This is a genomic window from Streptomyces sp. NPDC048436 (genome assembly GCF_043200355.1).
Classification (GTDB): Bacteria; Actinomycetota; Actinomycetes; order Streptomycetales; family Streptomycetaceae; genus Streptomyces.
Genome location: NZ_JBICXP010000001.1, coordinates 507065 through 529659, shown reverse-complemented (window position 1 = coordinate 529659; position 22595 = coordinate 507065). Strand labels below are relative to the sequence as shown.

The 22595-nt window shown below is 70.4% G+C and carries 19 protein-coding genes and 1 riboswitch; of the genes, 10 read left to right on the top strand and 9 right to left on the bottom strand.

Annotation, left to right across the window (positions count from 1 at the left end; all coding sequences use genetic code 11):
- Positions 1-217: 217 nt before the first annotated feature.
- Entirely contained in the window at positions 218-3349 is a 3132-nt protein-coding gene (locus ACGFX9_RS02470) for an alpha-N-acetylglucosaminidase TIM-barrel domain-containing protein (RefSeq protein ID WP_393463486.1), read from the bottom strand.
- 141 nt (positions 3350-3490) lie between these two features.
- Between ACGFX9_RS02470 and ACGFX9_RS02465 the strand changes: the two genes are divergently transcribed.
- Positions 3491-3919, top strand: a complete 429-nt coding sequence (locus tag ACGFX9_RS02465; protein ID WP_393463484.1) for a hypothetical protein — start codon at positions 3491-3493, stop codon at positions 3917-3919.
- A 43-nt stretch (positions 3920-3962) separates the two neighbouring features.
- Here ACGFX9_RS02465 and ACGFX9_RS02460 read toward each other — a convergent pair whose 3' ends face one another.
- The 3 genes from ACGFX9_RS02460 to ACGFX9_RS02450 form a co-directional block, all read right to left on the bottom strand.
- Positions 3963-5468 carry a DUF1996 domain-containing protein gene (locus ACGFX9_RS02460; RefSeq protein WP_393463482.1) on the bottom strand — a complete coding sequence of 502 codons (1506 nt, stop codon included), beginning with the start codon at positions 5466-5468 and terminating at the stop codon, positions 3963-3965.
- Positions 5469-5533: 65 nt separating this feature from the next.
- The gene (locus tag ACGFX9_RS02455; RefSeq protein ID WP_393463480.1) at positions 5534-6184 is read right to left on the bottom strand and encodes a LuxR C-terminal-related transcriptional regulator; all 651 of its coding nucleotides are present in this window, start codon (positions 6182-6184) and stop codon (positions 5534-5536) included.
- Positions 6169-7440 carry a sensor histidine kinase gene (locus tag ACGFX9_RS02450; RefSeq protein WP_393463479.1) on the bottom strand — a complete coding sequence of 424 codons (1272 nt, stop codon included), beginning with the start codon at positions 7438-7440 and terminating at the stop codon, positions 6169-6171. The genes ACGFX9_RS02455 and ACGFX9_RS02450 overlap by 16 nt, the downstream gene beginning before the upstream one ends.
- Positions 7441-7672: 232 nt before the next feature.
- Between ACGFX9_RS02450 and ACGFX9_RS02445 the strand changes: the two genes are divergently transcribed.
- A complete protein-coding gene (locus tag ACGFX9_RS02445; RefSeq protein ID WP_393463477.1) occupies positions 7673-9856 on the top strand; it encodes an MMPL family transporter in 2184 nt (727 codons plus the stop codon).
- Positions 9857-9959: 103 nt separating this feature from the next.
- On the opposite strand, the gene ACGFX9_RS02440 is transcribed toward ACGFX9_RS02445, so the two are convergent.
- The 4 genes from ACGFX9_RS02440 to ACGFX9_RS02425 all read right to left on the bottom strand — a co-directional run bounded on the left by ACGFX9_RS02440 (position 9960) and on the right by ACGFX9_RS02425 (position 13531).
- On the bottom strand, positions 9960-10964 hold the full coding sequence (locus ACGFX9_RS02440; RefSeq protein WP_393463475.1) for an NAD-dependent epimerase/dehydratase family protein: 1005 nt from the start codon (positions 10962-10964) through the stop codon (positions 9960-9962).
- 85 nt (positions 10965-11049) lie between these two features.
- A complete protein-coding gene (locus tag ACGFX9_RS02435; protein ID WP_393463473.1) occupies positions 11050-11637 on the bottom strand; it encodes a winged helix-turn-helix domain-containing protein in 588 nt (195 codons plus the stop codon).
- A gap of 328 nt (positions 11638-11965) precedes the next feature.
- On the bottom strand, positions 11966-12985 hold the full coding sequence (gene glnII / locus ACGFX9_RS02430; protein ID WP_393463471.1) for a glutamine synthetase: 1020 nt from the start codon (positions 12983-12985) through the stop codon (positions 11966-11968).
- Positions 12986-13156: 171 nt separating this feature from the next.
- On the bottom strand, positions 13157-13531 hold the full coding sequence (locus ACGFX9_RS02425; RefSeq protein WP_393463469.1) for an arsenate reductase family protein: 375 nt from the start codon (positions 13529-13531) through the stop codon (positions 13157-13159).
- Between the two features lie 143 nt (positions 13532-13674).
- Between ACGFX9_RS02425 and ACGFX9_RS02420 the strand changes: the two genes are divergently transcribed.
- The 3 genes from ACGFX9_RS02420 (at position 13675) to ACGFX9_RS02410 (ending at position 16688) form a co-directional block, all read left to right on the top strand.
- Positions 13675-13980, top strand: a complete 306-nt coding sequence (locus ACGFX9_RS02420) for a hypothetical protein (protein WP_393463467.1) — start codon at positions 13675-13677, stop codon at positions 13978-13980.
- A gap of 70 nt (positions 13981-14050) precedes the next feature.
- Positions 14051-14971 carry an alpha/beta fold hydrolase gene (locus tag ACGFX9_RS02415; RefSeq protein ID WP_393463465.1) on the top strand — a complete coding sequence of 307 codons (921 nt, stop codon included), beginning with the start codon at positions 14051-14053 and terminating at the stop codon, positions 14969-14971.
- Positions 14972-15332: 361 nt separating this feature from the next.
- Positions 15333-16688, top strand: a complete 1356-nt coding sequence (locus ACGFX9_RS02410; RefSeq protein ID WP_393465556.1) for a DUF2252 domain-containing protein — start codon at positions 15333-15335, stop codon at positions 16686-16688.
- A 37-nt stretch (positions 16689-16725) separates the two neighbouring features.
- Here the strand turns inward: ACGFX9_RS02410 and ACGFX9_RS02405 are convergent, their stop codons facing one another.
- A complete protein-coding gene (locus ACGFX9_RS02405) occupies positions 16726-17868 on the bottom strand; it encodes a haloacid dehalogenase-like hydrolase (RefSeq protein ID WP_393463463.1) in 1143 nt (380 codons plus the stop codon).
- 188 nt (positions 17869-18056) lie between these two features.
- Here ACGFX9_RS02405 and ACGFX9_RS02400 point away from each other — a divergent pair, with 188 nt between their 5' ends.
- The 5 genes from ACGFX9_RS02400 to ACGFX9_RS02380 all read left to right on the top strand — a co-directional run bounded on the left by ACGFX9_RS02400 (position 18057) and on the right by ACGFX9_RS02380 (position 22535).
- A complete protein-coding gene (locus tag ACGFX9_RS02400) occupies positions 18057-18917 on the top strand; it encodes a helix-turn-helix domain-containing protein (RefSeq protein WP_393463462.1) in 861 nt (286 codons plus the stop codon).
- A 5-nt stretch (positions 18918-18922) separates the two neighbouring features.
- Positions 18923-19387 (top strand): VOC family protein, encoded by a 465-nt coding sequence (locus ACGFX9_RS02395; protein ID WP_393463461.1) that lies wholly within the window; start codon positions 18923-18925, stop codon positions 19385-19387.
- Positions 19388-19428: 41 nt separating this feature from the next.
- A riboswitch (cobalamin riboswitch) is annotated at positions 19429-19616 on the top strand.
- Between the two features lie 92 nt (positions 19617-19708).
- A complete protein-coding gene (locus tag ACGFX9_RS02390) occupies positions 19709-20725 on the top strand; it encodes an ABC transporter substrate-binding protein (protein WP_393463460.1) in 1017 nt (338 codons plus the stop codon).
- Positions 20722-21753 carry a FecCD family ABC transporter permease gene (locus ACGFX9_RS02385; RefSeq protein ID WP_393463458.1) on the top strand — a complete coding sequence of 344 codons (1032 nt, stop codon included), beginning with the start codon at positions 20722-20724 and terminating at the stop codon, positions 21751-21753. Before ACGFX9_RS02390 ends, ACGFX9_RS02385 begins: the two co-directional genes overlap by 4 nt.
- Positions 21750-22535: an ABC transporter ATP-binding protein gene (locus ACGFX9_RS02380; RefSeq protein WP_393463457.1), complete on the top strand. Its 786-nt coding sequence runs from the start codon at positions 21750-21752 to the stop codon at positions 22533-22535. The genes ACGFX9_RS02385 and ACGFX9_RS02380 overlap by 4 nt, the downstream gene beginning before the upstream one ends.
- The last annotated feature ends 60 nt before the right edge of the window (positions 22536-22595 follow it).

Sequence of the window (22595 nt, the reverse complement as noted above, 5' to 3'; positions counted from 1 at the left end):
GCGCTCGCGAGGGGACGTGTCGGTATTTCCGCCCGGAGCACGGTTCGCGGCGCTCCGGTGCCGAAGTACCACCGCGGCCACCGGACGATGGCGAGGACGGACATACCGGCGCGGCCCCGCCCCCAAGACGGACAGGCACCGCACCCCCGGCCACCCGCACCGCGGCCCCGCAGCGCAGACGGACAGGCACCGCATCCCCGGGCGGCCAGAGCCCCCCTCAAGCAACCCCCCACTCGCTGAACTCCACCATCCCCCGACCCCCACCACCCCCATGCGTCGCGCTCATGAACATCCCCACGTCCTGCGCCGCCGCAACCCCCGGCACAGCCACACTCGCCACCACCCTCCAGCTGGCACCCCCGTCCACGGAGCACGACCCCGTCACCACGTCCCCCGACCGCCCCAACCGCAACAGCACCGGCGCCTTGAACCCCGCCCCCGTGATCCGCTTGTACGTGTCCAGCGTTCCGTCGCCGTTCGTGTCGTACGAGAGCACCACCCCGTTCGCCGGAGTGACCGCGAGGTCCACGAAGCCCCGTGAGCCCGCCGTCCCCATCGCGTTGCGGGCGATGAGGCCCGCGCGGGCCCACGGTCCCGTGACCGCCTGGGAGTCCACCCGTACCGTCACCGAGGCCCCGTCCCGCAGCGCACCCTCCCGGTACAGCGCGCCGAACTCCGTCGTGCCCTTCCAGAGGTCCGCTCCCGCCCCGTCGATCGCGAAGCGGCCGTTCAGCTCGCCGAAGACGGCTTCGTTGTTCGTGTACTTCTTCCAGCCCGCCCCTACCGGCCCCGCCTCGAACAGCACACCCTCGTGCACGGCCTTGACCCGCCTCTCGCCCCGCGGCCCGTACCGCACGTCGATCTCGTACGGAAGAGGCCGCAACGGCCGGTCCAGCGGCGTGCCCGGCGCGCTCACCCGCCACGCCACCTTCCCCGTGCCCGCCGGGGCGACCGGGGGCAGCGACACCGGCCCCGAAGGCTCCGCGTCCACGCCGCTCAGCTCGAAGTCGACACGCCCCGTGCCCCGCAGCCCGTTGACGTTCCGGAAGACGGCCGCCACCCGCGCCTGTCCGCCCGGCGGGAGAGAGGGCGGCTCAGCCGTGACCTCCAGTGCCCCCTGGTAGGGCGCTCCCGCCAGCACATCCCGGACCCGCGCCGCCGTGCGGTAAGGATCGCCGACGCCCCGCAGGGGATAGTCCTTGCGCTCCCGGGTCCACGGCTCCTCCACCGCGAACCAGTCGACCGCCCGCGGCTCGCGCCCCGCGGCCAGCGCGTCGGCCAGCTCGTCGAGCCACTTCTGCCAGCGCGGGATGTAGAAGTCCGCCGTAAGCCCGGCCCAGTCACGGTTCGCGTACTCGTGGAGATTGCCCGCGTCCGATGTCGCCCTGCCGCCCCACACCGTGATCAGGACCTTCGCTGTCCGCTCGAACTCGTCACGTTCCGCCGCGCTCGTCCCCATCCGCCGGGCCGCGTCGACCCACGGGCCAAGGAGAAACGCCGAGTTGGTGGCCGTCAGCTCGTCCGAGAGGCGCATCAGGCGCAGCCACAGCGTGGACAGCGCGCGGAAGGTCGCCGCGTCCTTGCGGCGGTAGGCGGCCCGCAGCTGCGGCAGCAGCTGGCGGCTGCGGTGCGCGAGGGACTGGCGGGCCACGTCCACCAGGTCGTAGCGGTAGGCCGCACTGCCGCGCAGGGACCCGCGGACCCCGAGGAGCCCGGCGAACGCCGCGTCGAAGCGGCCCGGGTCGTACGTCAGCGCGCGCGGCGCGAACTCGGCGGCACGGTTCGCCGCCAGATCGGGCCGGGCCGCGAACAGCGAGTCGTGCGGGTCGCTCCGCTCGACGGCGGTGTGCCGGTAGGCGGTGTCGTGCAGAGCCCGCCAGGCTGCCCGCGCGTCGGTGTCCCGGCCGCCGTAACGGAACCCGGCGTACCCGGTGAACCAGGCGCCCAGGTCGAACTTCTCCTCGACCCAGGCGAGTTCGGAGAAGAGCTCGAACGCGGCCGGGTCCCGGTCCGTCGCCTCCGGCATGAACGCCGTACCCGCGAGCGCGCTGCCGTCCTTGTCCCGCCAGGCGAAGAACTTCTCGTTCCAGATGTGGGTCCTGGCGCCGATCGTCGTACGCCCCCCGAAGTTCGGGATGGTGCCGAAGGCGTACGGAGTGCCGCCCCAGTCCTTCTCGCGGTCGGTGACGCTCGTGTACCGGTCGGACACCCCGTCCACGATGAGCATCCGCCGCCGGTCGATCGCGTCGAGCAGCTCGGGCAGCGGGTTGGCCTCCCAGCCGAGGATGACCCAGGTCGCACCGGGGCGGGCCTTTTGCAGGGCCGCCTCGACGCCGCGCGCCGCGTCCGGGACGGGGACGTCTCCCGCGGTGCCGCCCTCGTGCAGCAGGTCCATCTTGAAGTGCTCGGCCGCGCCGAAGAGCTGCTCCTGGTGGCGGTAGAAGGAAGCGGCGACCTTCGCGAAGGACGAGGTCCGCGGGTCGAGCCAGTCGGGCCGCTTGAAGCCGTGCCAGTTTCCCTGCGGCACCACCCGCGCGTCCCCGCCGTTCCGGGCCACGAATCCGTCCGGTACGTGACCGTAGTAGCCGGGCAGCACCGGAGCTATCCCCAGCTCGCGGAGTCGGCCGATGATGCGCTGCCCCAACTCCATGCGTTGGGCGATCAGTTCAGTCGAAAGCGGCCCGCCGTACCCCGAGAGGTTCTGCAGCAGCCACCACGCCTGATGCGACGGCGCCGGCAGCCACGCGCGTGCCTCGGCGTCGCTGTAGCCGAAGTCCTTCAGCACCTGGTGGTAGACCGCCTCGGCGCCCGCGATCACCAGGACCTCGTTGCAGCCGTGCAGGGCGAGTACGTCGATCATGCGCTCCCAGTACGACCAGTCGGCGTACGGCGCGGTGTACCCGTCGTTCGTGTCGTTCAGGGCGAACCGGTGCGGGAGCCTGGTGGACCGCTCCAGTGGGCGTGAGGGCGCGGGCAGCCTGTCCGGAAGGTCCAACTGGCTGCCGTTCCAGGCGATATGGGCCCCGCAGGTGTACTTCAGATACCAGTGGACCCCCGTGAGCAGCACGGCGGGCGTCGTGCCGGACACCTGGATCCGCCCCGTGGTGCCCGTGACGCGGAATCGGTCCACGCCGTCTCTCGCGGGCACGAGTCTGAGCCGGAACTGTTCCGTGTGATGCGGCAGGAGTCTGTTGAGTGCTGAGCGCGCGGAATCCGTATCGAAGGCGGAGGCAGCGCCCTCGGCGGGCCTCTCGGCGGCATGGGACGGAATCGCCGTCCCGCCGACGGCCGCACCGAGGCCGATGGCCCCGGCTGTGCCGAGCACGGTACGACGGGACGGGTCGCTCATGTGTACCCCCTGGGTCGGATGGTGCGGCGCACGGTATCCGTGTGGTCGCCGCCGCTCAACGGTGCATACGGAGATGGCGAGTTCACCTCGCCTGAAGGGACTGGTGGGACGATGAGGGCAGCGCGGAAGACGCTTGCGGGCATGGGTGTGGGACTGCTGCTGGCGCTGGTGGCATGCGGCTCGGACGGCGACGACGCGCCGCCTGATACGGCGAGCGGCAGCCTGGAGCAGCTGGCGGCCAAGGCGCGGTGCAAGCCCGACATCCAGACGGACGCGGCCGAACTGCGGCAGGCCACCTGTGAGAAAGGTGCCCGCCGTTATGTCCTCGTAACCTTCACAACCGCCCGTGGCCAGGCCGAATGGCTGAATGAGGCGGACGATTACGGCGGTACGTACCTCGTCGGCAAGAAGTGGATCGCGGTCGGCGACGACAAGGTGGTCATGCGGCTGCGCGGTCGGCTCGGTGGGACGGTGGAGGAGTCCTCGCACCACTCGGGGAGTAGTGGTGGTGGGGATCACGAGGACAAAAGCCCGGGGCACTCGGGCCACTCCGGTCACCACACGAGCTGACCGCGCAGCGGTACGGGGGGTCAGCGCGTCGGTTCTGGTCTGCTCAGTTGCAGCGCTGGCCTCGGTTGATGCACTTGGCCACGCGCTGCATCAGGTTCTCGTCGAAGACGTTGATGAAGTCACCGTGGTCGGTGACCGGTTTGTGCAGCTGCTCGGGGAACGAGTCCACCGCGAAGCCGGGGCCCGGCGGCACGTCGTACACGATGCGCTGCACCAGCTGCGGAATGGCCTTGAAGCCCTGCGGGCAGGTGCCGCTCTTGGCGTCGGCGAAGGCCACGTGCGTGCGGTGGTTGGCGCTGTCGGTGTTCTGGCCGTCCCAGCAGCTCTGGAAGTTGAACGTCCTGACGACCTTGCTGCCATCCGGGCAGATCGGATACTTGTCCTTCAGCTGCCGGTTCTCGAAGCCGGTGCAGCTCCAGGACGCGTTGGCGTTCGCGTCACCATTGGTGAGCGCCTTGGCGTCACCGGTGATGATGCGCAGGAAACGCGGCATCGCGACGACCTTGCTCGTCGGATTCCCGGCGAATTTCAGCGTGACCGAGGCCGGCGTCTGGATCTCGCCGACATTCTGGTCCTTGCCGCCGCCGTCCGCGTCGGCGTCGTTCTCGTCCTCTCCGTTCTGCAGCCTCAGGACAGGCCAGTAATAGGTGGACTTGTCCCCTTGGTTTCGGCAACTCGTGTCGCCGTTCGCGAGATCGTCATCACTGGCGAAGGCGTCATTGGCCTGATTTCCGACGTAGTCGTGCATATGGTGGGCGCCATTGCTCACACCGGGCGCGACAATGACATTGTCCGGATTGAACTTGCCGTTCTTGTTCGTCCCGCATTTCGTGGTGAAGGTCCCGCGCGACGCGCCGCGCTGCTTGGCGGGGCGGTTGACGTTGGGCTGGACGGAATTGATGTCGACGAAGTCGCTCGCGTCGGGCCCATTGCCGTTCTGCTGGTCCGGCGGCTGCTCGGCGCCGCCGTCCGGCGGCTGCTCACCCCCGTCGTCCGGCGGCTGTTCGCCGTCCTGCGGAGGCTGCTGGGCGCCGTCCGCCGGAGGCTGCTGACCGGCCGAGTCGTCGGCCCGCATGGTGCAGGGTGCCATGCCGTCGAGCCCCTGGGGCGGCTGGCCGCCCGCCTGGTCGATCGCGGAGCCGATGCCGTCGATGGTCGGCCGCCGCTGCTCCTCCAGCGGGTCGAGCACGGCCTCGGCCTGCCCGGCGTCCTTGGCCTCGGCGAACTTCTCGTACGCGGCCGTGATCTGAGTGTCCAGCTCCGCCAATTGCCGGTCGACGTCCGCGCGGGCGCCGTCCGGCACGTCCGGCAGCTGATTGCCGACGTCGGGGCAGCTGATGGTCGCGAGCCCCTGCCCGGCACCCTGGTCGCCGGACTGCCGGCCGGACTGGGTCGTGGCGGACGGCGAACCGTTGCTTTCCTCGGCGTTCGCGTAGACATTCACCGCGACCATTCCGCCGCCGCCCAGGATGAGCGCGGCCGACGCGGCGATCGCGCGCCCGGCCAGCTTTGATCGTTTTCGTGATGTGCGTCGTGGTGTGCGTCCCATGGGACTACGTACGCAACAGGAGTCCGGCCCGTTCAATCACGCGCGGAATTCCTCACGCGGAACCCTCAGCGTTCTTGATCCAGATAGGCGAGTACGGCGAGAACCCGCCGGTTGTCGTCGTCGGAGACCGAAAGGTCCAGCTTCCCGAAGATATTCGAGGTGTGCTTGGCGATCGCCCGTTCCGTGACGACGAGTTCCCCCGCGATCGCCGCGTTCGACCGTCCCTGCGCCATGAGTTCGAGCACCTCGCGCTCGCGCGGCGTCAGCTTGCCGAGCGGCTCCTCCGCCGAGCGCCGCGACAGGAGCTGCTGGATCACCTGCGGGTCCATCGCGGTACCGCCCGCCGCGACCCGGCGTACGGCGTCGATGAACTGTTCGGCGTCGAAGACCCGGTCCTTCAGGAGATAGCCCACCCCGCCGTTCCCGTCGGCCAGCAACTCGCGCGCGTACAACTGCTCCACGTGCTGGGAGAGCACGAGGACCGGAAGGCCCGGCCGTGCCCGCCGCGCGGCGAGCGCGCACTGCAGTCCCTCGTCCGTGTGGGACGGCGGAAGCCGGACGTCCACGACAGCGACGTCCGGCTCCAACTCCGCCAGGGCCTTGGTGAGTTCGGGCCCGGTCTCGACAGCGGCGGCGATCTCGAAGTCGAATGCCTCAAGCATCCGGACCAGACCGTCACGCAGCAGGAAGAGATCTTCGGCTAGGACAACTCGCAAGGGATCTCCATGGTCACCATGGTCGGGCCGCCCGCGGGACTGCTGACGGCCAGTACGCCGTCGAATGTACCGAGTCGGCGTTCGATCCCGCTCAGCCCCGACCCCGCCCCGATGGAGGCGCCGCCCTTGCCGTTGTCGGTGACCGCGATCCGCAGCATGCCGCCCGCGTGGTGCACGTCCACCCAGACACGGTCCGCGCCCGCGTGCTTGATGGTGTTCGTCAGGGCCTCACTCACCGCGAAGTACGCGGCCGACTCGACCGGGGCATCGGGCCGGCCGTAGAGCTCCACGTCGACCTCGGTCTGCACCGGGAGGCGCAGCGCCAGCGCCTTCACCGCGTCACCGAAGCCGCGCTCGGCGAGCACCGGCGGGTGGATGCCGCGCACCAGGTCACGCAGTTCGGTCAGCGCCTCACCGGAGTTCTGCCGGGCCTTGGAGATCAGCTGCTTGGCCTTGGCCGGGTCCTTCTCGATCATGGCTTCGATGGTGCCGAGGTCCATGCCCATCGCGACCAGGCGGGCCTGCGCCCCGTCGTGCAGATCCCGCTCGATGCGGCGCAGTTCGGCGGCGGAGGAGTCCACCGCGTCATGCCGGGTCTCGGTCAACCGGTCGACACGCTGGGCGAGTTCACGTTCCCGCATGGAGGAGGTGGGGGCGAGCATCGTCCTGGCCAGGAGGAAGTGGCCGCGCAGGATCGAGGGACTGGCGAAGACGCCGACGACGCCGAGGGCGGTGCCGAGCAGGGCCGCCAGGTTGGCGTCGGTCTGCGAGGTGACGTGGATGAAGCCGTACCACTCGCCGCCGCCCGCGCTGTAGATCGGCCGCCAGACGCCGAGGGCCAGGACATAGCCGTACAGCGGGTAGAGGAGCAGGGCCGGGGCGAAGATCACCGTGACGTAACCGGCGGTCATGTCGACGAGCAGCCACTGCAGATCACGCCAGGTCGCCGGGTCCTTCAGCATCAGGGTGGTGCGCTCCACCTGCCCGGTGATGCCGCCGCGCAGGTCCGCCGGGAAGGGGCGGTAGGGACGCGGGATGTGTACGTCCGACCACGCGGCGCCCTGGGCGCGGCGCAGGTCGGCCCACTTGCGTACGGCGGTCAGCAGCAGCGGCGTCGTGAAGACGCCGATCCCCAGCGTGATGAAGGCGATGGACAGGACCGACAGCACGAAGAGGGTGATCGAACCGGCGAGCATGATGACCGAAAGGAAGAGCCCCCTGGCCCCCGCGATCACTGCTTCACGAACCCTCGTCATTTTCTGATCCCCATCTCTTCCAGCGGCATGGACACATTCTCGTCGCACACATCGCCGCCGGTCACTGGGTTTCGCACCCGAGCAGGGGGTGTACCTGACGACACCCCCATAGGTCGCCCTGTGCTTCTGACAGTGGGGTGTTCGGCGGCTGGGTGGGACGCCCCCGGATTTCTAGCGTTGTCCTCGTCATCAGCACGGCTTATCCGACGCTTATTTATGGGGGCGAAACGCCATGAGGCCAAACCTCGCGGCACGACTCGGTGTGTGGAGCGCACACCATCGCAAGACGGCCATCCTCGGCTGGCTGCTCTTCGTCGTGCTTGCCACGACCATCGGCGGGGCCTCGGGCATGGTCACCGCGTCCGACGAGGAGATGGAGGTCGGCGACTCGGCACGGGCCGCGGTGATCCTCAAGGACGCGGGCGTCGTAGAGCCCGCCGGCGAGCTCGTCATGGTCAGCTCGAAGACGCCGGACGGCTGGCGGGACGCGGCGAGCGACCTCTCCAAGGCGCTGACCGCGACCGGCGAGACCCGCGCCATCCAGGCGCCGCTGCCCTCCGAGGACGGCAGGGACGCGCTGCTGCGCTTCAAGATGAAGGGCGCGTCCGACGACGCCGCCGACCGCGTCCAGCCGGTGCTCGACGCCGTGCAGAAGGCGAAGGACGACGGCGCGCACAACGGCATAGCCGTCTACCAGTTCGGCGACGCCAGCTCCGAGAAGCACCTCGGCGACCTGCTCGCGGACGACCTCACCAGGGCCGAGTTCACCGCCGTACCACTCGCGCTCGGCATTCTCCTGGTCGCCTTCGGTGCCGTGGTCGCGGCGCTGCTCCCGGTCGGCCTCGCGCTGACCGCGTGCGTGGGCGCCTTCGGACTGCTCTCGCTCGCCAGCCATCAGCTGCACCTCTTCGAGACGACGTACTCGGTGATGTTCCTGATGGGCCTCGCGGTCGGCGTCGACTACTGCCTCTTCTACCTGCGGCGCGAGCGGGACGAGAGGGCGGCGGGACGTGACGCCGAGACCGCGCTGCGGATCGCGGCGGCCACCAGCGGGCGGGCCGTGCTGGTCTCCGGGCTCACCGTGATGGTCGCGATGGCGGGCATGTTCCTGTCCGGGCTCCTGCTCTTCAAGGGCTTCGCCATGGCCACGATCCTGGTGGTGTGCGTGGCGATGCTGGGATCGGTGACCGTGCTGCCCGCGCTGCTCTCCGCGCTCGGCGACCGGATCAACGCGGGACGCATCCCCTTCCTCAGCCGCAAGGGCAAGAAGGGCGCGCACGTCAGCGGCGGCATCGCGGGCAAGCTGCTGCGCCCCGTACTCGCCAAGCCGAAGCTCTTCGCCATCGGCTCCGCGGTCCTGCTCCTCGCGCTTGCCGCGCCCGCACTCGGCATGAAGACCGAACAGCTGGGCCTGGAGAAGCAGTTCGGCTCCGACGCGCCCCTTTCGGTCTCCTTCCGGAAGATCACCGAGGAGTTCCCGGGCGGCCCCGCGCCGGCCCAGGTGGTCGTCAAGGCCGACGACATCGAGTCGAAGCAGATCAAGGACGCGCTGGCCGCGGTGGTGCGGGACGCGGGCAAGGGCGCCGAACTCACCGTCCACAAGAAGGCGGGCGTAGCCGAGATCGACATACCGCTGCCCGGTGACGGCAGTGACGCGAAGTCGAAGAAGGCGCTCGACGAGCTGCGGGACGACGTGGTCCCCGCGGCCTTCGACGGCCTGGACGCCGATGCGTACGTGGGCGGCGACCTCGCCTCGTCACAGGACTTCAGCGCCCAGCTCAGCAAGGGCATCGTGCCGGTGTTCGCCTTCATCGCGGCGGTGACGTTCCTGCTGATGCTGTTCAGCTTCCGCTCGGTGGTGATCGCGGTGACGTCCATCGCGCTCAACCTGCTCTCGGTGGGCGCCGCCTACGGCGTGATGACCGCGGTCTTCCAGCACGGCTGGGGCGCGGAACTCATCGGCTCGGAGAAGGTGGGCGCGATCGAGAACTGGATGCCGCTGTTCGTCCTCGTGGTCCTGTTCGGCCTGTCGATGGACTACCACGTCTTCGTCGTCTCGCGGATCCGCGAGGCACGCGACCGGGGCCTGGACAACCGCGCGGCGATCCGCGAGGGCATCACGCGGACCGCGGGCGCGGTGACCGGAGCGGCCGTGATCATGGTGGCGGTCTTCGGTGTGTTCGGCACGCTGTCCATGCAGGACATGCAGCAGATGGGCGTGGGCCTCGGGGTGGCGGTCCTGTTGGACGCGACCGTGGTGCGGATGGTCCTTCTGCCCTCGCTGATGTCGCTCCTGGGGGAGCGGAACTGGCGTACGCCGCGGTTCCTCTCGTGGCTGCCGGAGATCTCGCACAGCGAGGAGCGGGTAGCGCCTGCCGCGCGGCCGGTGCCGAGTGCTCCGCAGGGGGTGGGGTGATCGCTCTGCGGGCCGGTGGGGGCTGGTCGCGCAGCTCCCCGCGCCCCTGACGGGGCGGCGGCCTGGCTGGAGACTCCAGCCAGGCCGCCGCCCCGTTCCCCCGTCACAGGCCGAGGGCGCCCACCACCTTCGCCTCACGCTCGGGGTCGAGCCCCTTGGCCCCCCGGTCGGGGCGCTGCGGGGCCACCCCGCCGAGGGACTGGAGCCAGGCCCACGTGTCCGCGACCGTCTCCGCGACGGGGCGGGCCCGCAACCCGGCGGCCGCCGCCTTCTCCGTGGAGGTGCGGTGCATGGTGTCGTGCAGCTCGCCCGGCGGGAGCCACACCGGCAGCTCCGACCACGGTTCGATGCCGTGCTCGGCGATCACCGAGGGGTCGGTCCAGCGGAGTTCGGTGTCGGGCGCCCCCGCCGCGGACACGCACGCCGTGAGGAACTCCTCCGTCGTGGTGTGCGCGACGGGGGAGATGATGTTGTACGGGCCGTGCAGCCCCGCGGAGGCCGCGTCGAGGGCCCACTCCGCGAGGTCCCGCACGTCGATGTACTGAAGGTCCAACTCCCGTGGTCCCGGGGCCAGTACGGGCCCGCCGCGAGCGACCCGGTTGAGCCACCACGGCAGCCGCCCGACGTTCTCGTACGGTCCGAGGATCAGCCCCGCGCGGGCGAGCACCGTACGCTCCGCCCCGAACTCAGCGACGGCGGCGAGTTCCCCGCCCCGCTTGTCCTCCGCGTACGCCACCGAATCCGCGTCGGGATCCCCCTCGACCAGGGGAAAGTCCTCGTCGGAGCCCGCGACACCCGGATACCGGTACACCGACACACTCGACACATACACGTACCGCTCCGCCCGCCCCGCGAGCAGCCGGGCCGCCTCACGCACGACACGCGGCGCCCCGGACCACGTGTCCACGACGAAGTCCCAGCTCTCATCGGACTCGGCGAGCGCGGCGAGGCCGCCCTCGGCCGTGCGGTCACCGAGCAGCGACACCACACCCTCGGGCGCCTCACTCCGCCCGCGGTGGAAGACCGTCACTTCCCAGCCACGCGCAAGCGCCGCCTCGACGACGGCCCGCCCCACGAACTGCGTACCACCCAGCATCAGAAGTCTCATGCCGACGACTCTGCACGCTCACCTCCGGCAGGGGAACCGGGTTCTGCTGGTGGCAGAGCCCGGTCCCGCCCGGAGAAGCCCGAGGTCAGCGAGTCGCGGGCGGCGCGTACTTGTAGCCCACCCGCCGCACCGTCTGGATCGTCCGGCGGTGCTCGGCCCCCAGCTTGCGCCGCAGGCGCGCGATGTGGACGTCGACGGTGCGCCCGTCGCCCACGTGTCCGTAGCCCCACACCGTGGTCACCAACTGGTCGCGCGTGTGCACCCGGTGGGGATGGGCGACGAGATGCGCGAGCAGCTCGAACTCCAGATAGGTGAGGTCGAGCTGCCGGCCGTCGACCTGCGCGGCACGCTGCACGGTGTCGATCCACACGGGCCCCTTGGACGCCGACGGAGACGACGACACCTGCGGCCGCGGCTCGGGCTCAACGGCTACGGGCTCCTGCCCGGCCGGTACGAGCACCAGGTAGCCGATCATCGGCGGCTGCCCCGGCAGGGTGGGCAGCGTGTGCTGGGGTGCGGGCAGCCAGGTCGCGCCCGGCGGAAGGAAGTCGGTGATCTGCACCACTTCGTCCGGGGCGACGGCCCGCAGGCGGCCCCGGCCGGGGCCGGTCGGCGGCGCGGTGGCGGCGGCGGTGGAAGCGGTGGACGCCGAGAAGGAACGGGAGTTCGCCATGAGGTCAGCTCTTTCGCGCGAAGGAGAGGTAAGTCGTCGAGGACGTACGTACGTCGTGCGCGTCAGGCGAAGGCCGGGTGAACGGCTTTAGAGGGCCCGCGCGTTCATCGCGCGGCAACACACCCGGTCGAAGTCATGGTGCTGACGGGAAGGCCAGAACGGCTCAAGGTCGTGATGACGACCTGTCGCGGTGTTCCCGTAGCTGCCCATGGACCCATTGAATCAGATGGCAGATGGGAGCGGCAGCGGTCTCCCATGCCGAAGGGGGCGCCCACCGTTTCGGCGGGCGCCCCCTTCAGGAACGTACGAAATCATTCCAGGACCGGGATCAGACCTGCCCGGCCTTCTCCAGGGCGGTGCAGCACGTGTCGACGATCAGGCGCGTCACGACGTACGGGTCGACGTTCGCGTTCGGGCGGCGGTCCTCGATGTAGCCCTTCTGCTCCACCTCGACCTGCCACGGGATGCGGACCGAGGCGCCGCGGTCGGAGACGCCGTAGCTGTACTCGTTCCACGGGGCGGTCTCGTGCAGGCCGGTGAGGCGGTCGTCGATGCCCGCGCCGTAGTTCTTGACGTGGTCCATCGGCTTGGAGCCCTCGCCGAGGGACTCGGCGGCGGTGATGATCGCCTCGTAGCCCTCGCGCATCGCCTTCGTCGAGAAGTTCGTGTGCGCGCCCGCGCCGTTCCAGTCGCCCTTCACCGGCTTCGGGTCGAGCGTGGCCGACACCTTGAAGTCCTCGGCGGTGCGGTAGAGCAGCCAGCGGGCGACCCAGAGCTGGTCGGAGACCTCCAGCGGCGCGAGCGGGCCGACCTGGAACTCCCACTGGCCCGGCATGACCTCGGCGTTGATGCCGGAGATGCCGAGGCCCGCCTTCAGACAGTTCTCCAGGTGCGCCTCGACGACGTCACGGCCGAAGATCTCGTCGGCGCCGACGCCGCAGTAGTAGCCGCCCTGCGCGGCGGGGAAGCCGCCGACGGGGAAGCCGAGCGGGCGGTCGCCCTCGAAGAAGGTGTACTCCTGCTCGATGCCGAAGATCGGCTCCTGCGAGCCGAAGCGCTCCTCGACCTCGGCGAGCGCGGCACGGGTGTTGGACTCGTGCGGCGTCATGTCCGTGTTCAGGACCTCGCACATGACGAGTACGTCGTCGCCGCCACGGATCGGGTCCGGGCAGGTGAAGACGGGCTTCAGTACGCGGTCGGAGGCGTGACCCTTGGCCTGGTTGGTGCTGGATCCGTCGAAGCCCCAGTTGGGGAGCTCCGCGCCGTCCGCCATTATCTTCGTCTTCGAGCGGAGCTTGGCGGTCGGCTCGGTGCCGTCGATCCAGATGTACTCAGCCTTGAAGGTCACGGGGTCATCCTTTAAACGCTCGGTACGGCGCAGAACGTGCGGGTGCTGCGGAGCCGTGGTGATGCGGGGCAGCCTGCCAACGGGCGATTTCCCGGCCATTGCTCGAATGTGAACCCCGTGTTACCGGCGGTGGATGTGGCCCACTTCACGCCGGAGCGCCATGGGTTGCCGCTACCGCTGCCGGGACAGCGCGTCGCGTACCGCCTCCTCCGTGCGGGCCACCACCGCCGTGCCGTCGTCGGCGGTGATGATCGGCCGCTGGATGAGCTTCGGATGCTCGGCGAGCGCCTTGATCCAGCGGTCGCGTCCGGAGGCGTCGCGCGGCCAGGCCTCGCGGTCCTTCAGGTTCAGGTCCTTGGCGTCCTGCTCCCCGGTCCGCGTGATGTCCCACGGCTCCAGACCGAGCCGCCCGAGCACGGCGCGGATCTCGTCCTCGGTGGGTACGTCGTCGAGGTAGCGGCGGACGGTGTAGTCGGCGCCCTCCGCGTCGAGCAGCGTCAGCGCGCCACGGCACTTCGAGCACGCGGGATTGATCCAGATCTCCATGCCGCACAGGCTACCCGCGACACTCCCGTCACACCCCCTCAAAGCCCGTCTGGCCAGCGGCGATTGTCAGTGCCGAGCAGTAAACTAGAAGCAGTGTTCGAGGGTTCCCGACGGGGGGTCCTGACCGCGACAGGAGGATGCCTGTGCCCGCTGCCGCTCTCACATCGAAGTCGAAGCGCAACGCTTCCCGGCCCGTGCTGATCGACGTGACATACGCACCACTGGAGAAGCGGCCACTCCCGGCCGGACGGCCGCGTGAGTGGTACATCACGCACAACCGGCGCCTGAAGGCCATGCGCCTGGCGATAGCCCTCCTTGACTCGGGCGTCTATCTGCCGAACCAAGCGAACAACACCAGGATCCGGAGCATGGCGGAGGACGTGGGAATCCATCCGCCGTCGGACATCACCTGCCATATGGTGCGCGCGCTGATGCGGTACAGCCGCTGAGGCCTCGCACGATTGTGTACGGGCGGGGGCCACGCGGCTCCCGCCCGTACGCGTGGTCCATGCTGACCGCATGACTCAGCAGGAATCCGCCCCCGTCCAGGAGCCCGTCGGCGAGCTGCCGCTGCTCACCACCGCTCAACTCCCGGACGGGGCACGGTTTCCGGTCCGTGCGCTGCGTACGGCGAACGGGGCCGACGCGACCCCCGCGCCGGCCGTCCTGATCCTCCCCGCCATGGGGACCCCCGCCCGCTACTACCGCGCGTTCGCCCGCCAGTTGCACGCCGAGGGGCTGACCGCCCTGACCGTGGACCTGCGGGGGCAGGGGGAGAGCACCCCGCTGGTGACGGACCCCGGCGCGGGTGACCACGGCTACCGCACGATCGTGGAGCAGGACCTCGTGGCGGTCATCGAAGCCGTACGCGCCGAACTGGGGCCGGAGCCCGCCCTGTACCTCCTCGGGCACAGCCTCGGCGGTCAACTGGGCCTTGTGTACGCCGCGTTGAGGATCGGGCCCGGCGTGGACGGGGTCGCGCTTGTGGCCGCCGGTTCCGTGTGGTTTCGCGCGTACGGTCCCCTGCGCGGTCCCCTGCTGCTCCTCTTCGAGGTGTTCGCCGCGGCGACGTCGACGCTGCTCGGCCGCTGGCCGGGCGTCCGGCTGGGCTTCGGCGGCAACCAGTCCAAGGGCGTCATGCGCGACTGGGCGCGCCAGGGCCGCACGGGCCGCTACTCCGCCAAGGGCTCCGCCCACGACTACGAGTCCGCCCTGCGCACCCTCGATCTCCCGGTCCTCGCGGTCACCGTCGACCACGACAACCTGGCCCCCGCACCCGCCCTCGACCACCTGCTCGACAAGACGCCGGAAGCCCGCGTCACGCGCCGCCACTACTCCACGCAGGAGGCGGGCGGCCGACTCGACCACTTCGCGTGGACGCGGGCGGGCGGCGCGCTGGCCAAGACGGTGGCGGCGTGGGCGGCCCCGGGCGGGAAGTGACCTCCAAAAGCCGCTTGCCCTCAGGGGGGTGCGTCACCCATTTGCCGTATCCGGCATGCGTACGCACCCGTGGCGGCATTGGCTGCCCCTGAGGGGAGGCTGTTGCCGGGAGAGCTGCCGAGGGCGAGGGGAGTAGCGCCGTGACTGCTTCGGCCGAGGGTGCGGCGGGGCTGGGCGGGGTGCGCCTCGACGGCGTGGGGCTGTACTGGGTGAGCCTGCGCCATGCGGGGTTGTGCGCCGGGGGGCTGCGCGATGCGGGGCTGTGCCACGCAGGGGCGGCCCAATCATCGCTGCGCCCGGCGAGGCCGTGCCACGCACCCCCGTGGCCCCCGCCGCCGAGCGGAGCTCTGCCATGAGTGCCATGAGTACCCCCGGTGAGCGTGCCGCGCAGGGCAAGCTCGCTCGCAAGCGTGCCTCCCGTTCCTCCCACGGTGCCTGGATCCCCTCCGCGGACCGGCCCGATCCGGTGGCCGTCCTGGAGCGGCAGGGCGTGGACCGCGTCCAGGAGCTCCTGCCCGTCCGTTACGCCCGCATGGCCGACTCTCCCTTCGCCTTCCTGCGCGGCGCAGCCGCCGTCATGGCGGGTGACCTCGCCGTCCAGTGGCACACCGGCCTGACGGTCCAACTCTGCGGCGACGCCCACCTGTTGAACTTCGGCCTCTTCGCCTCGCCGGAACGCGCCCTGCTCTTCGGGCTCGACGACTTCGACGAGACCTGCCCAGGCCCCTTCGAGTGGGACGTCAAACGCCTGGCCGCCAGCGTCGCCGTGGCGTCGCGCGACAACGGCCACACCGAGGGCGGCGCCCATGACGCGTGCCTCGCGGCCGTGGCGGCGTACCGCACGTCGATGAGACGCCTGGCGGGCCTCGGCGAACTGGCGGTCTGGTACGAACGCACGGACACCCACGACCTGTTGCCCCTCGTCCGCTCCGCCCGCGCCCGCAAGCGCGTGACGGCCACCCTCGACCGCGACCGGGCCCGCCACCGCACCAGCCTCCAGGCGCTCGGCAAGCTGACGGAAGTCGTGGACGGCGAGCGCCGCATCATCCACGATCCGCCACTCCTCGAACCGGCGGGCGCGGAGCTGACGGCCGTACGCAAGATCTTCGGCGACTACCGCTCCACGCTCTCCGAGGAACGCCGACTCCTCCTGGACCGCTACCACTTCGTGGACGCCGCGCGGAAAGCGGCCGGGGTGGGGAGCGTCGGCACCCGCTGCTTCGTCGTGCTGCTCGCCGGGCGCGACATCGACGACCCGCTCTTCCTGCAGATCAAGGAAGCGGACCGGTCGGTCCTTGAGCAGCATCTTCCGGCGGGCCCGTACGTGCATCCCGGCCACCGGGTGGTCGCGGGCCAGCGGCTGCTCCAGGCGGCGGGCGACATCTTCCTCGGCTGGATGACGGGCCCCCAGGGCCGCGCCTACTACTGGCGCCGGCTCCGCGACATGAAGGGCTCGGCGGACGTGGAGGCCATGTCCCCCAAGGAACTGCGCTCCTACGCCCGGCTCTGCGGCACCGCCCTGGCCCTGGCCCACGCCCGCTCAGGCGACCGCATCGCGATAGCCGCCTACTTGGGCGGCTCCGACACGTTCGACCGGGCCATCGCGGACTTCGCGCTGCGCTACGCCGTGCAGAACGCGGCGGACCACGCGGCGCTCGGCGAGGCGATCGCCGCGGGCCTGGTGAGCGCGTCCGACGCTTCCGCCGGGCCACGGTGAGGCCCGGCGGAAGCGAGGGGGAGGGGAAGCGCGGTTTCTAGCGGATCTCGTCCGGGACCACCGTCAGCCACCGCTTGTCCGCGGTCACCTTCTGCCCCAACTCCCGCTGCCGGTCGGCGTTCTCGCGCTTCATCCCGTCCAGCTCCTTCATGTACGAGTCCTTGCGGTTGACCCAGACCCGCACCCCGCCGTGCGACACGTCTGCCGAGTGGAACAGCATCGGGCCATCGCTCTTCGGGGTGTCGCCCGCCACCAGGACGGGCTTCTTCCACTCGTCGATGTACGTGTTGATGGCCGCGGGCTTGCCCTGGTACCACGTCAGCGGCGCCCACAGGTTCGGCGTCAGTTCGTGCTTGGCGAGCTTCTTCTCGTCGAAGCGGCCCTCCGCGATCTCCTTGCGGGAGCTGGTGACCTCACCGGTCTTGCGGTCCTTGAGCTGCAGGCCGACGCCGATGACGTTCTCGGGCTTCACGTTGTAGCCGTACTTGGGGTCGGAGAGGACCATGCGTACGAGGTCCTCGCTGGCCGCGCTGACGACGTACACCTCGATGCCGTGCGCGCGCAGCGACTTGTAGAGCTCCTGCATGCCGGTGAAGAACTCGGGAGCCTTGACCTCGGTCTTGGTCAGCTTCCCGTCCTCGTAGTACTCGGCCGGGATCGGCTTGTCGTAGGCGAGGAGTTCGTCGACGTACTTCTTGAGCTCCTTGAGCGTGAAGCCGGAGAAGATCTGCGCGGCCCACGGATAACAGACCTGGTCGTCGACCTCGCAGAGCCGGTTGTAGTAGCTGTAGAGGCTCTCCTTGTGCTTCGCGGTGTCCTTGAAGGGGATGATCTTCAGCGACGGGTCCATCGACTTGCGGGTCAGCACCCCCTTCATCTCCAGGAAGGGGAGGAGGGATTCCTCCAGGTCGTTGCGGTACGTCGTGTTGTCCGCGTCGAAGACGGCGTACGCGCCCTTGTGACCGTTCTTCGCGATGACCTTGCCCAGCTTCGTCGCGACCGGCTTGGGCCAGTGCGGCAGCTCGGTGGCGGTCTTCGCGGCGGTTTTCGCGGTTTTCGCGGAGGCGTCCGCCGCCGTGGCGTCCGTGCTCGGCCACAGGGCCGTCCCCGCGAGTACGGCCGCGGTGAGCGCGCCCGCCGTGCCGAGGACGGCGAGCTTGCCCTTTGCCTTTACTGCCATGGTTCTGCCCCCTGAGAGCGGTCTGCGCCCCGTCCGGAGCGGCGGGTCATCGTACGAGGTCGGGCCGCGGATTCCCATGATCGACGTCACCGGACGCGGGGGGCATGGGACGCCAGGGGGTGGGTAAGCACGTCAGGCAGCGCGGCCAGGGCAGCGCGGCAAGGTGTGCCCGCCGCATACTGGAAGGCATGGAGAGCGTCTCCCGGGAGTTCGTGCGGGCCTCCCCGCGGCTCGACGGCATGGTGGCGTCCGCGGTCGGCTACCGCACTACGGGGGAGCGGCCAGGACTGCACCGCGGCCTGCCGTCCCCGTACCTGACGCTGATCTTCTCGCTGGACGGTCCCGTCGTCACCGGGTCCACCCCCGAGCAGGCGGGCGGCGCGGGCGCGTCCCGCACGGACATCGTCCTCGGCGGCCTGCACCAGTCCCCGGCGTACGTCGTCAGGCCCGAGCACGAGGCGGGCATCCAGCTCGCCGTGCACCCGCTCGCCGCCCGCGCCCTGTTCGGCGTACCCGCGGCGGAACTGGCCCGCGACCTGGTGACACCCGGTGCCGATGTGATGGGGCGCCGCGCCACCGACGTACGGGAGCTGCTGTGCGAGCAGGAGACCTGGGAGGAGCGGTTCGCCTCCCTGTCCGCCTACTTGAGGCAGCGCGCGGCCGACTCCAGCGGGGCGGTGCGCCCCGAGGTCGCCGAGGCCTGGGCCTGGCTGGCCCGGCACCGGGGCGTGGGAACCCTGCGCGGGCTCTCCCGGCACGTGGCGCTCAGCGAGCGCCGCCTGACCACGCTCTTCCGCGCCGAGACGGGCCTGAGCCCCAAGCAGGCCGGCCGTCTGATGCGCTTCCAGCGCGCGCGGAACGCCGTCGTACGACCTGTCGCAGCGGGCGCCGCCCCCGACCTGGCCCGGATCGCCGCCGACTGCGGCTACTGCGACCACTCCCACCTGGTGCGGGACTTCCGGCAGTACACGGGGGTCAGCCCCAGCGGCTGGATGGCCGAAGAGTGCCGGAATATCCAAGCCGGGAGCCATGGCGGGGGCGAAGAGTAGGAGCCATGAACACAACCGAGAACATGAACGCGACCGAGAACCAGCAGCCTCAGCCGTCCGGCACGAACCGCGCTCCCGACGTCTGGCCGTCCCTCCAGGCCAACGACGCCCACGCCCTGATCGACTTCCTCGTCGGCACGGTCGGCTTCCTGCGCACCGCCGTCTACGAGGACGGCGACCGCGTGGCCCACGCGGAGCTGGACTGGCCCGAGGGTGGTGCCATCATGCTCGGCTCGTACGACGAGAAGTCCCAGGAGTGGTGCCTGAAGCCGGGCACCTTCGGGGCGTACGTCGTCACCGACCACGTGGACGACCTCTACCAGCGGCTCACCACCGCCGGGGTCAAGATCATCCGCGAGATCGAGGACCAGCCGTACGGCAGCCGGGAGTTCGGGATCGCCGACCCCGAGGGCAACAAGTGGTCGTTCGGCACGTATCGCGGTGCGCCGCGTCCGGAGCGGGGGGCGTAGCAGTAGGCGTAGGCCGCCCGGCAGGGTGTTCGAGGGTCGCGTGATAACTTGCGCAAGCCAGTCAAACCCACACCTGGGCCAGGGAATCCGGTGCGAATCCGGAACTGACGCGCAGCGGTGAGGGAGAACGGGCGGGGCCACGGCCACTGGGCGTCCACGGACGCCTGGGAAGGCGTCCCGCCCGGTCGATCCCCGAGTCCGAAGACCTGCTGGCACCTTCGCCCGCGCACCGAGCGGCGGAGGTGACGAAGCAGGCCAGGCTCCGCGTATGAGCCGTGAGACTCAAGGGATCGTGTGTCCTCCACAGCCCGTCGTGCACGCATGTCCGTTCTCCTCGCCGCGGCTGCGGCCCTCACCCTGACCTCCTGCGGCGGCGGCTCGTCGGCCACCTCCACGGCAAGCAAGAAGGTGGACGGCTATCCGCTGACCCTCACTTCCTGCGGCAAGAAGGCGGAGATCAAGGCGCCGCCCAAGCGGGCCGTCTCCCTGGACCAGGGCTCCACCGAGATCCTGCTCTCCCTGGGCCTCGCCGACCGCATGGCGGGCACCGGCACCTGGACCGACCCGGTGCTGGGGAGCCTGAGGAAGGACAACGCCAAGGTCGAGCGCCTCGCCGACCGATACCCCTCCTTCGAGAAGGTCCTCGCCCAGGAGCCGGACTTCGTCACCGCCTCCTTCCTGGCCACGGTCAGCAAGGGCGGCGTCGCCGATCGCGCCAAGTTCGCCGAACTCGGCGTACCCGCCTATGTCTCGCCCTCCGACTGCGCGGGCAAGGACAACAGCGGTGACGGCGACGGCAGCCGGGTCAAGACGCTGACGATGGACACGGTGTACGGCGAAGTGCGCGACCTGGCACGGGCGTTCGGCGTGCGGGAGCGGGGCGAACGGCTGGTGTCCGAGCTGAAGGGCCGGGTGGCGAAGGCGACGAAGGACATCCACGCCTCCGACGCGACGCTCCTCTACTGGTTCGCCAACTCCGACGCCCCCTACATAGCGGGCTGCTGCGGGGCCCCCGGCATCATCACCCGCGAACTGGGCGCGAAGAACGTCTTCGACGACACCCGCGAGGAGTGGCCCCAGATCAACTGGGAGACGGTGGCGGACCGCGACCCGGACGTCCTGGTCATCGGCGACCTCACCCGCAAGTCGCAGACGGCCGAGAGCGCGAAGAAGAAGATCGAGTTCCTGGAGTCCAACCCGGTCACGAAGAACCTGACCGCGGTGAAGAAGAAGCGGTACGTGCTGCTGAGCGGCCAGGCGATGAACCCGACGATCCGTACGGTTGACGGTGTGGAGCAAGTCGCGGACGCGTTGCGCGAGTTCGGTTTCGCCAAGTGAGGGGAGCCGCCCCGGGCGGCATACGTTCCGCCCTGCTCTGGACGGTGGCCCTGGCCGCCCTGGCCCTCTCCGTGGCGGTGGCTGTCACCATCGGCCCCGCGGACATCTCCGTACCGGACGTCTGGTCGGCGGTGGCGGCCCATCTCGGCTGGGGCGAGGCGGAGTTGACGCCGATCAGGGATGGCATCGTCTGGAACCTGCGGATGCCGCGCACGCTCCTCGCGGCGGTCTGCGGCGCGGGCCTCGCGGTCTGCGGAACCGTCCTCCAATCCCTCCTGCGCAACCCGCTCGCGGACCCCTTCGTACTCGGCGTCTCCTCGGGAGCGTCCACGGGGGCGGTCGCGATCGTGGTCCTGGGGGTCGGCGGGGGAGCGGTGTCGGTGTCGGCGGGGGCGTTCGCGGGGGCCGTCTGCTCCTTCGCGCTCGTGCTGCTGCTCAGCCACACGCTGGGCGGGAGCGCGGACAGGGTGGTGCTGTCAGGGGTGGCGGCGATGCAGCTGTTCTCCGCGCTCACCTCGTTCGTGATCCTCACGGCGGGCGACGCGGAGACGACGCGGGGGGTCCTGTTCTGGCTGCTCGGTTCGCTGAGCGGGGTGGGCTGGACGGACGTATGGCTGTGCGCGGCGGTCCTTGTCGGGGCCCTCACGATCTGCCTGACGCAGGCCCGCACCCTGGACGCGTTCGCGTTCGGCCAGGACGCGGCGGCGACGCTGGGCGTCCACGTGGCCCGCACCCGGCTGCTCCTGCTCTCCGTCACGGCCCTCCTGACGGCGGCGCTGGTCAGCAGCGCGGGAGCCATCGGCTTCGTGGGCCTGGTCCTGCCGCACGCGGCCCGCGCCCTGGTCGGCTCCGGGCACGCGCGCCTGCTCCCGGTGACGGCGCTGGCGGGCGCGGTGTTCCTGGTGTGGGTGGACACGCTGGCCCGTACGGTCCTCGACCCGCAGGAGGTCCCGGTGGGGGTCGTCACGTCCCTCATCGGGGTCCCGGCGTTCGTCCTGGTCCTCTACCGCACCCGGAAGACGACATGACCCCGCCGTACGCCGCCCCGGGCCTACGAGCCGACCGGGTGAGCAGAACAGCCGCCGGCCGCCTGATAGTCGACGGGGTGAGCCTGGCCCCGCCCCCGGGAGCGATGGTCGGCCTCCTGGGCCCCAACGGCTCGGGCAAGTCGACCCTCCTGCGCATCTTGGCGGGCGTCCTGGCCCCGACGTCGGGAGTGGTCACGCTGGACGGCGACCCACTGCGGGACGCGGGCCGCCGCAGGGTGGCACGAAGGGTGGCGGTGGTGGACCAGGACGCCACGACGCAGGTGGAGCTGACGGTGGAGGAGGTCGTACGCCTGGGCCGCATCCCGCACCGCAGGGCGTGGTCGCCGCCGACGACGGAGGACGAAGAGGCGGTAGGGGAGGCACTGACCCGCACAGGCCTGACTGACCGCGCAGCCCAGTCCTGGCACACCCTGTCGGGCGGCGAACGCCAACGGGTCCAAATAGCAAGGGCATTGGCCCAGACCCCCCGAGAACTACTCCTCGACGAACCCACCAACCACCTGGACATCCAACACCAACTGGACCTCCTCGCCTTGGTGGCGGACCTCCCCCTGACCAGCGTCATAGCCCTGCACGACCTCAACCTGGCGGCGATGTTCTGCGACCACGTGCTGGTACTGAGCGAGGGAACGGCGTACGCGTCGGGCACGCCGACGGAGGTGATCACGGAGGAACTGATAGCGAAGGTGTACGGGGTACGAGCACTGGTGACGCAACACCCGACGGAGCCCCACCCGTCGATCCGCTTCCTGCGCGGATAGGCCACAACTGGCCCACCCAGAACTGAGAACACAGGCTCCGAACCGCAATCCCCAAAACCA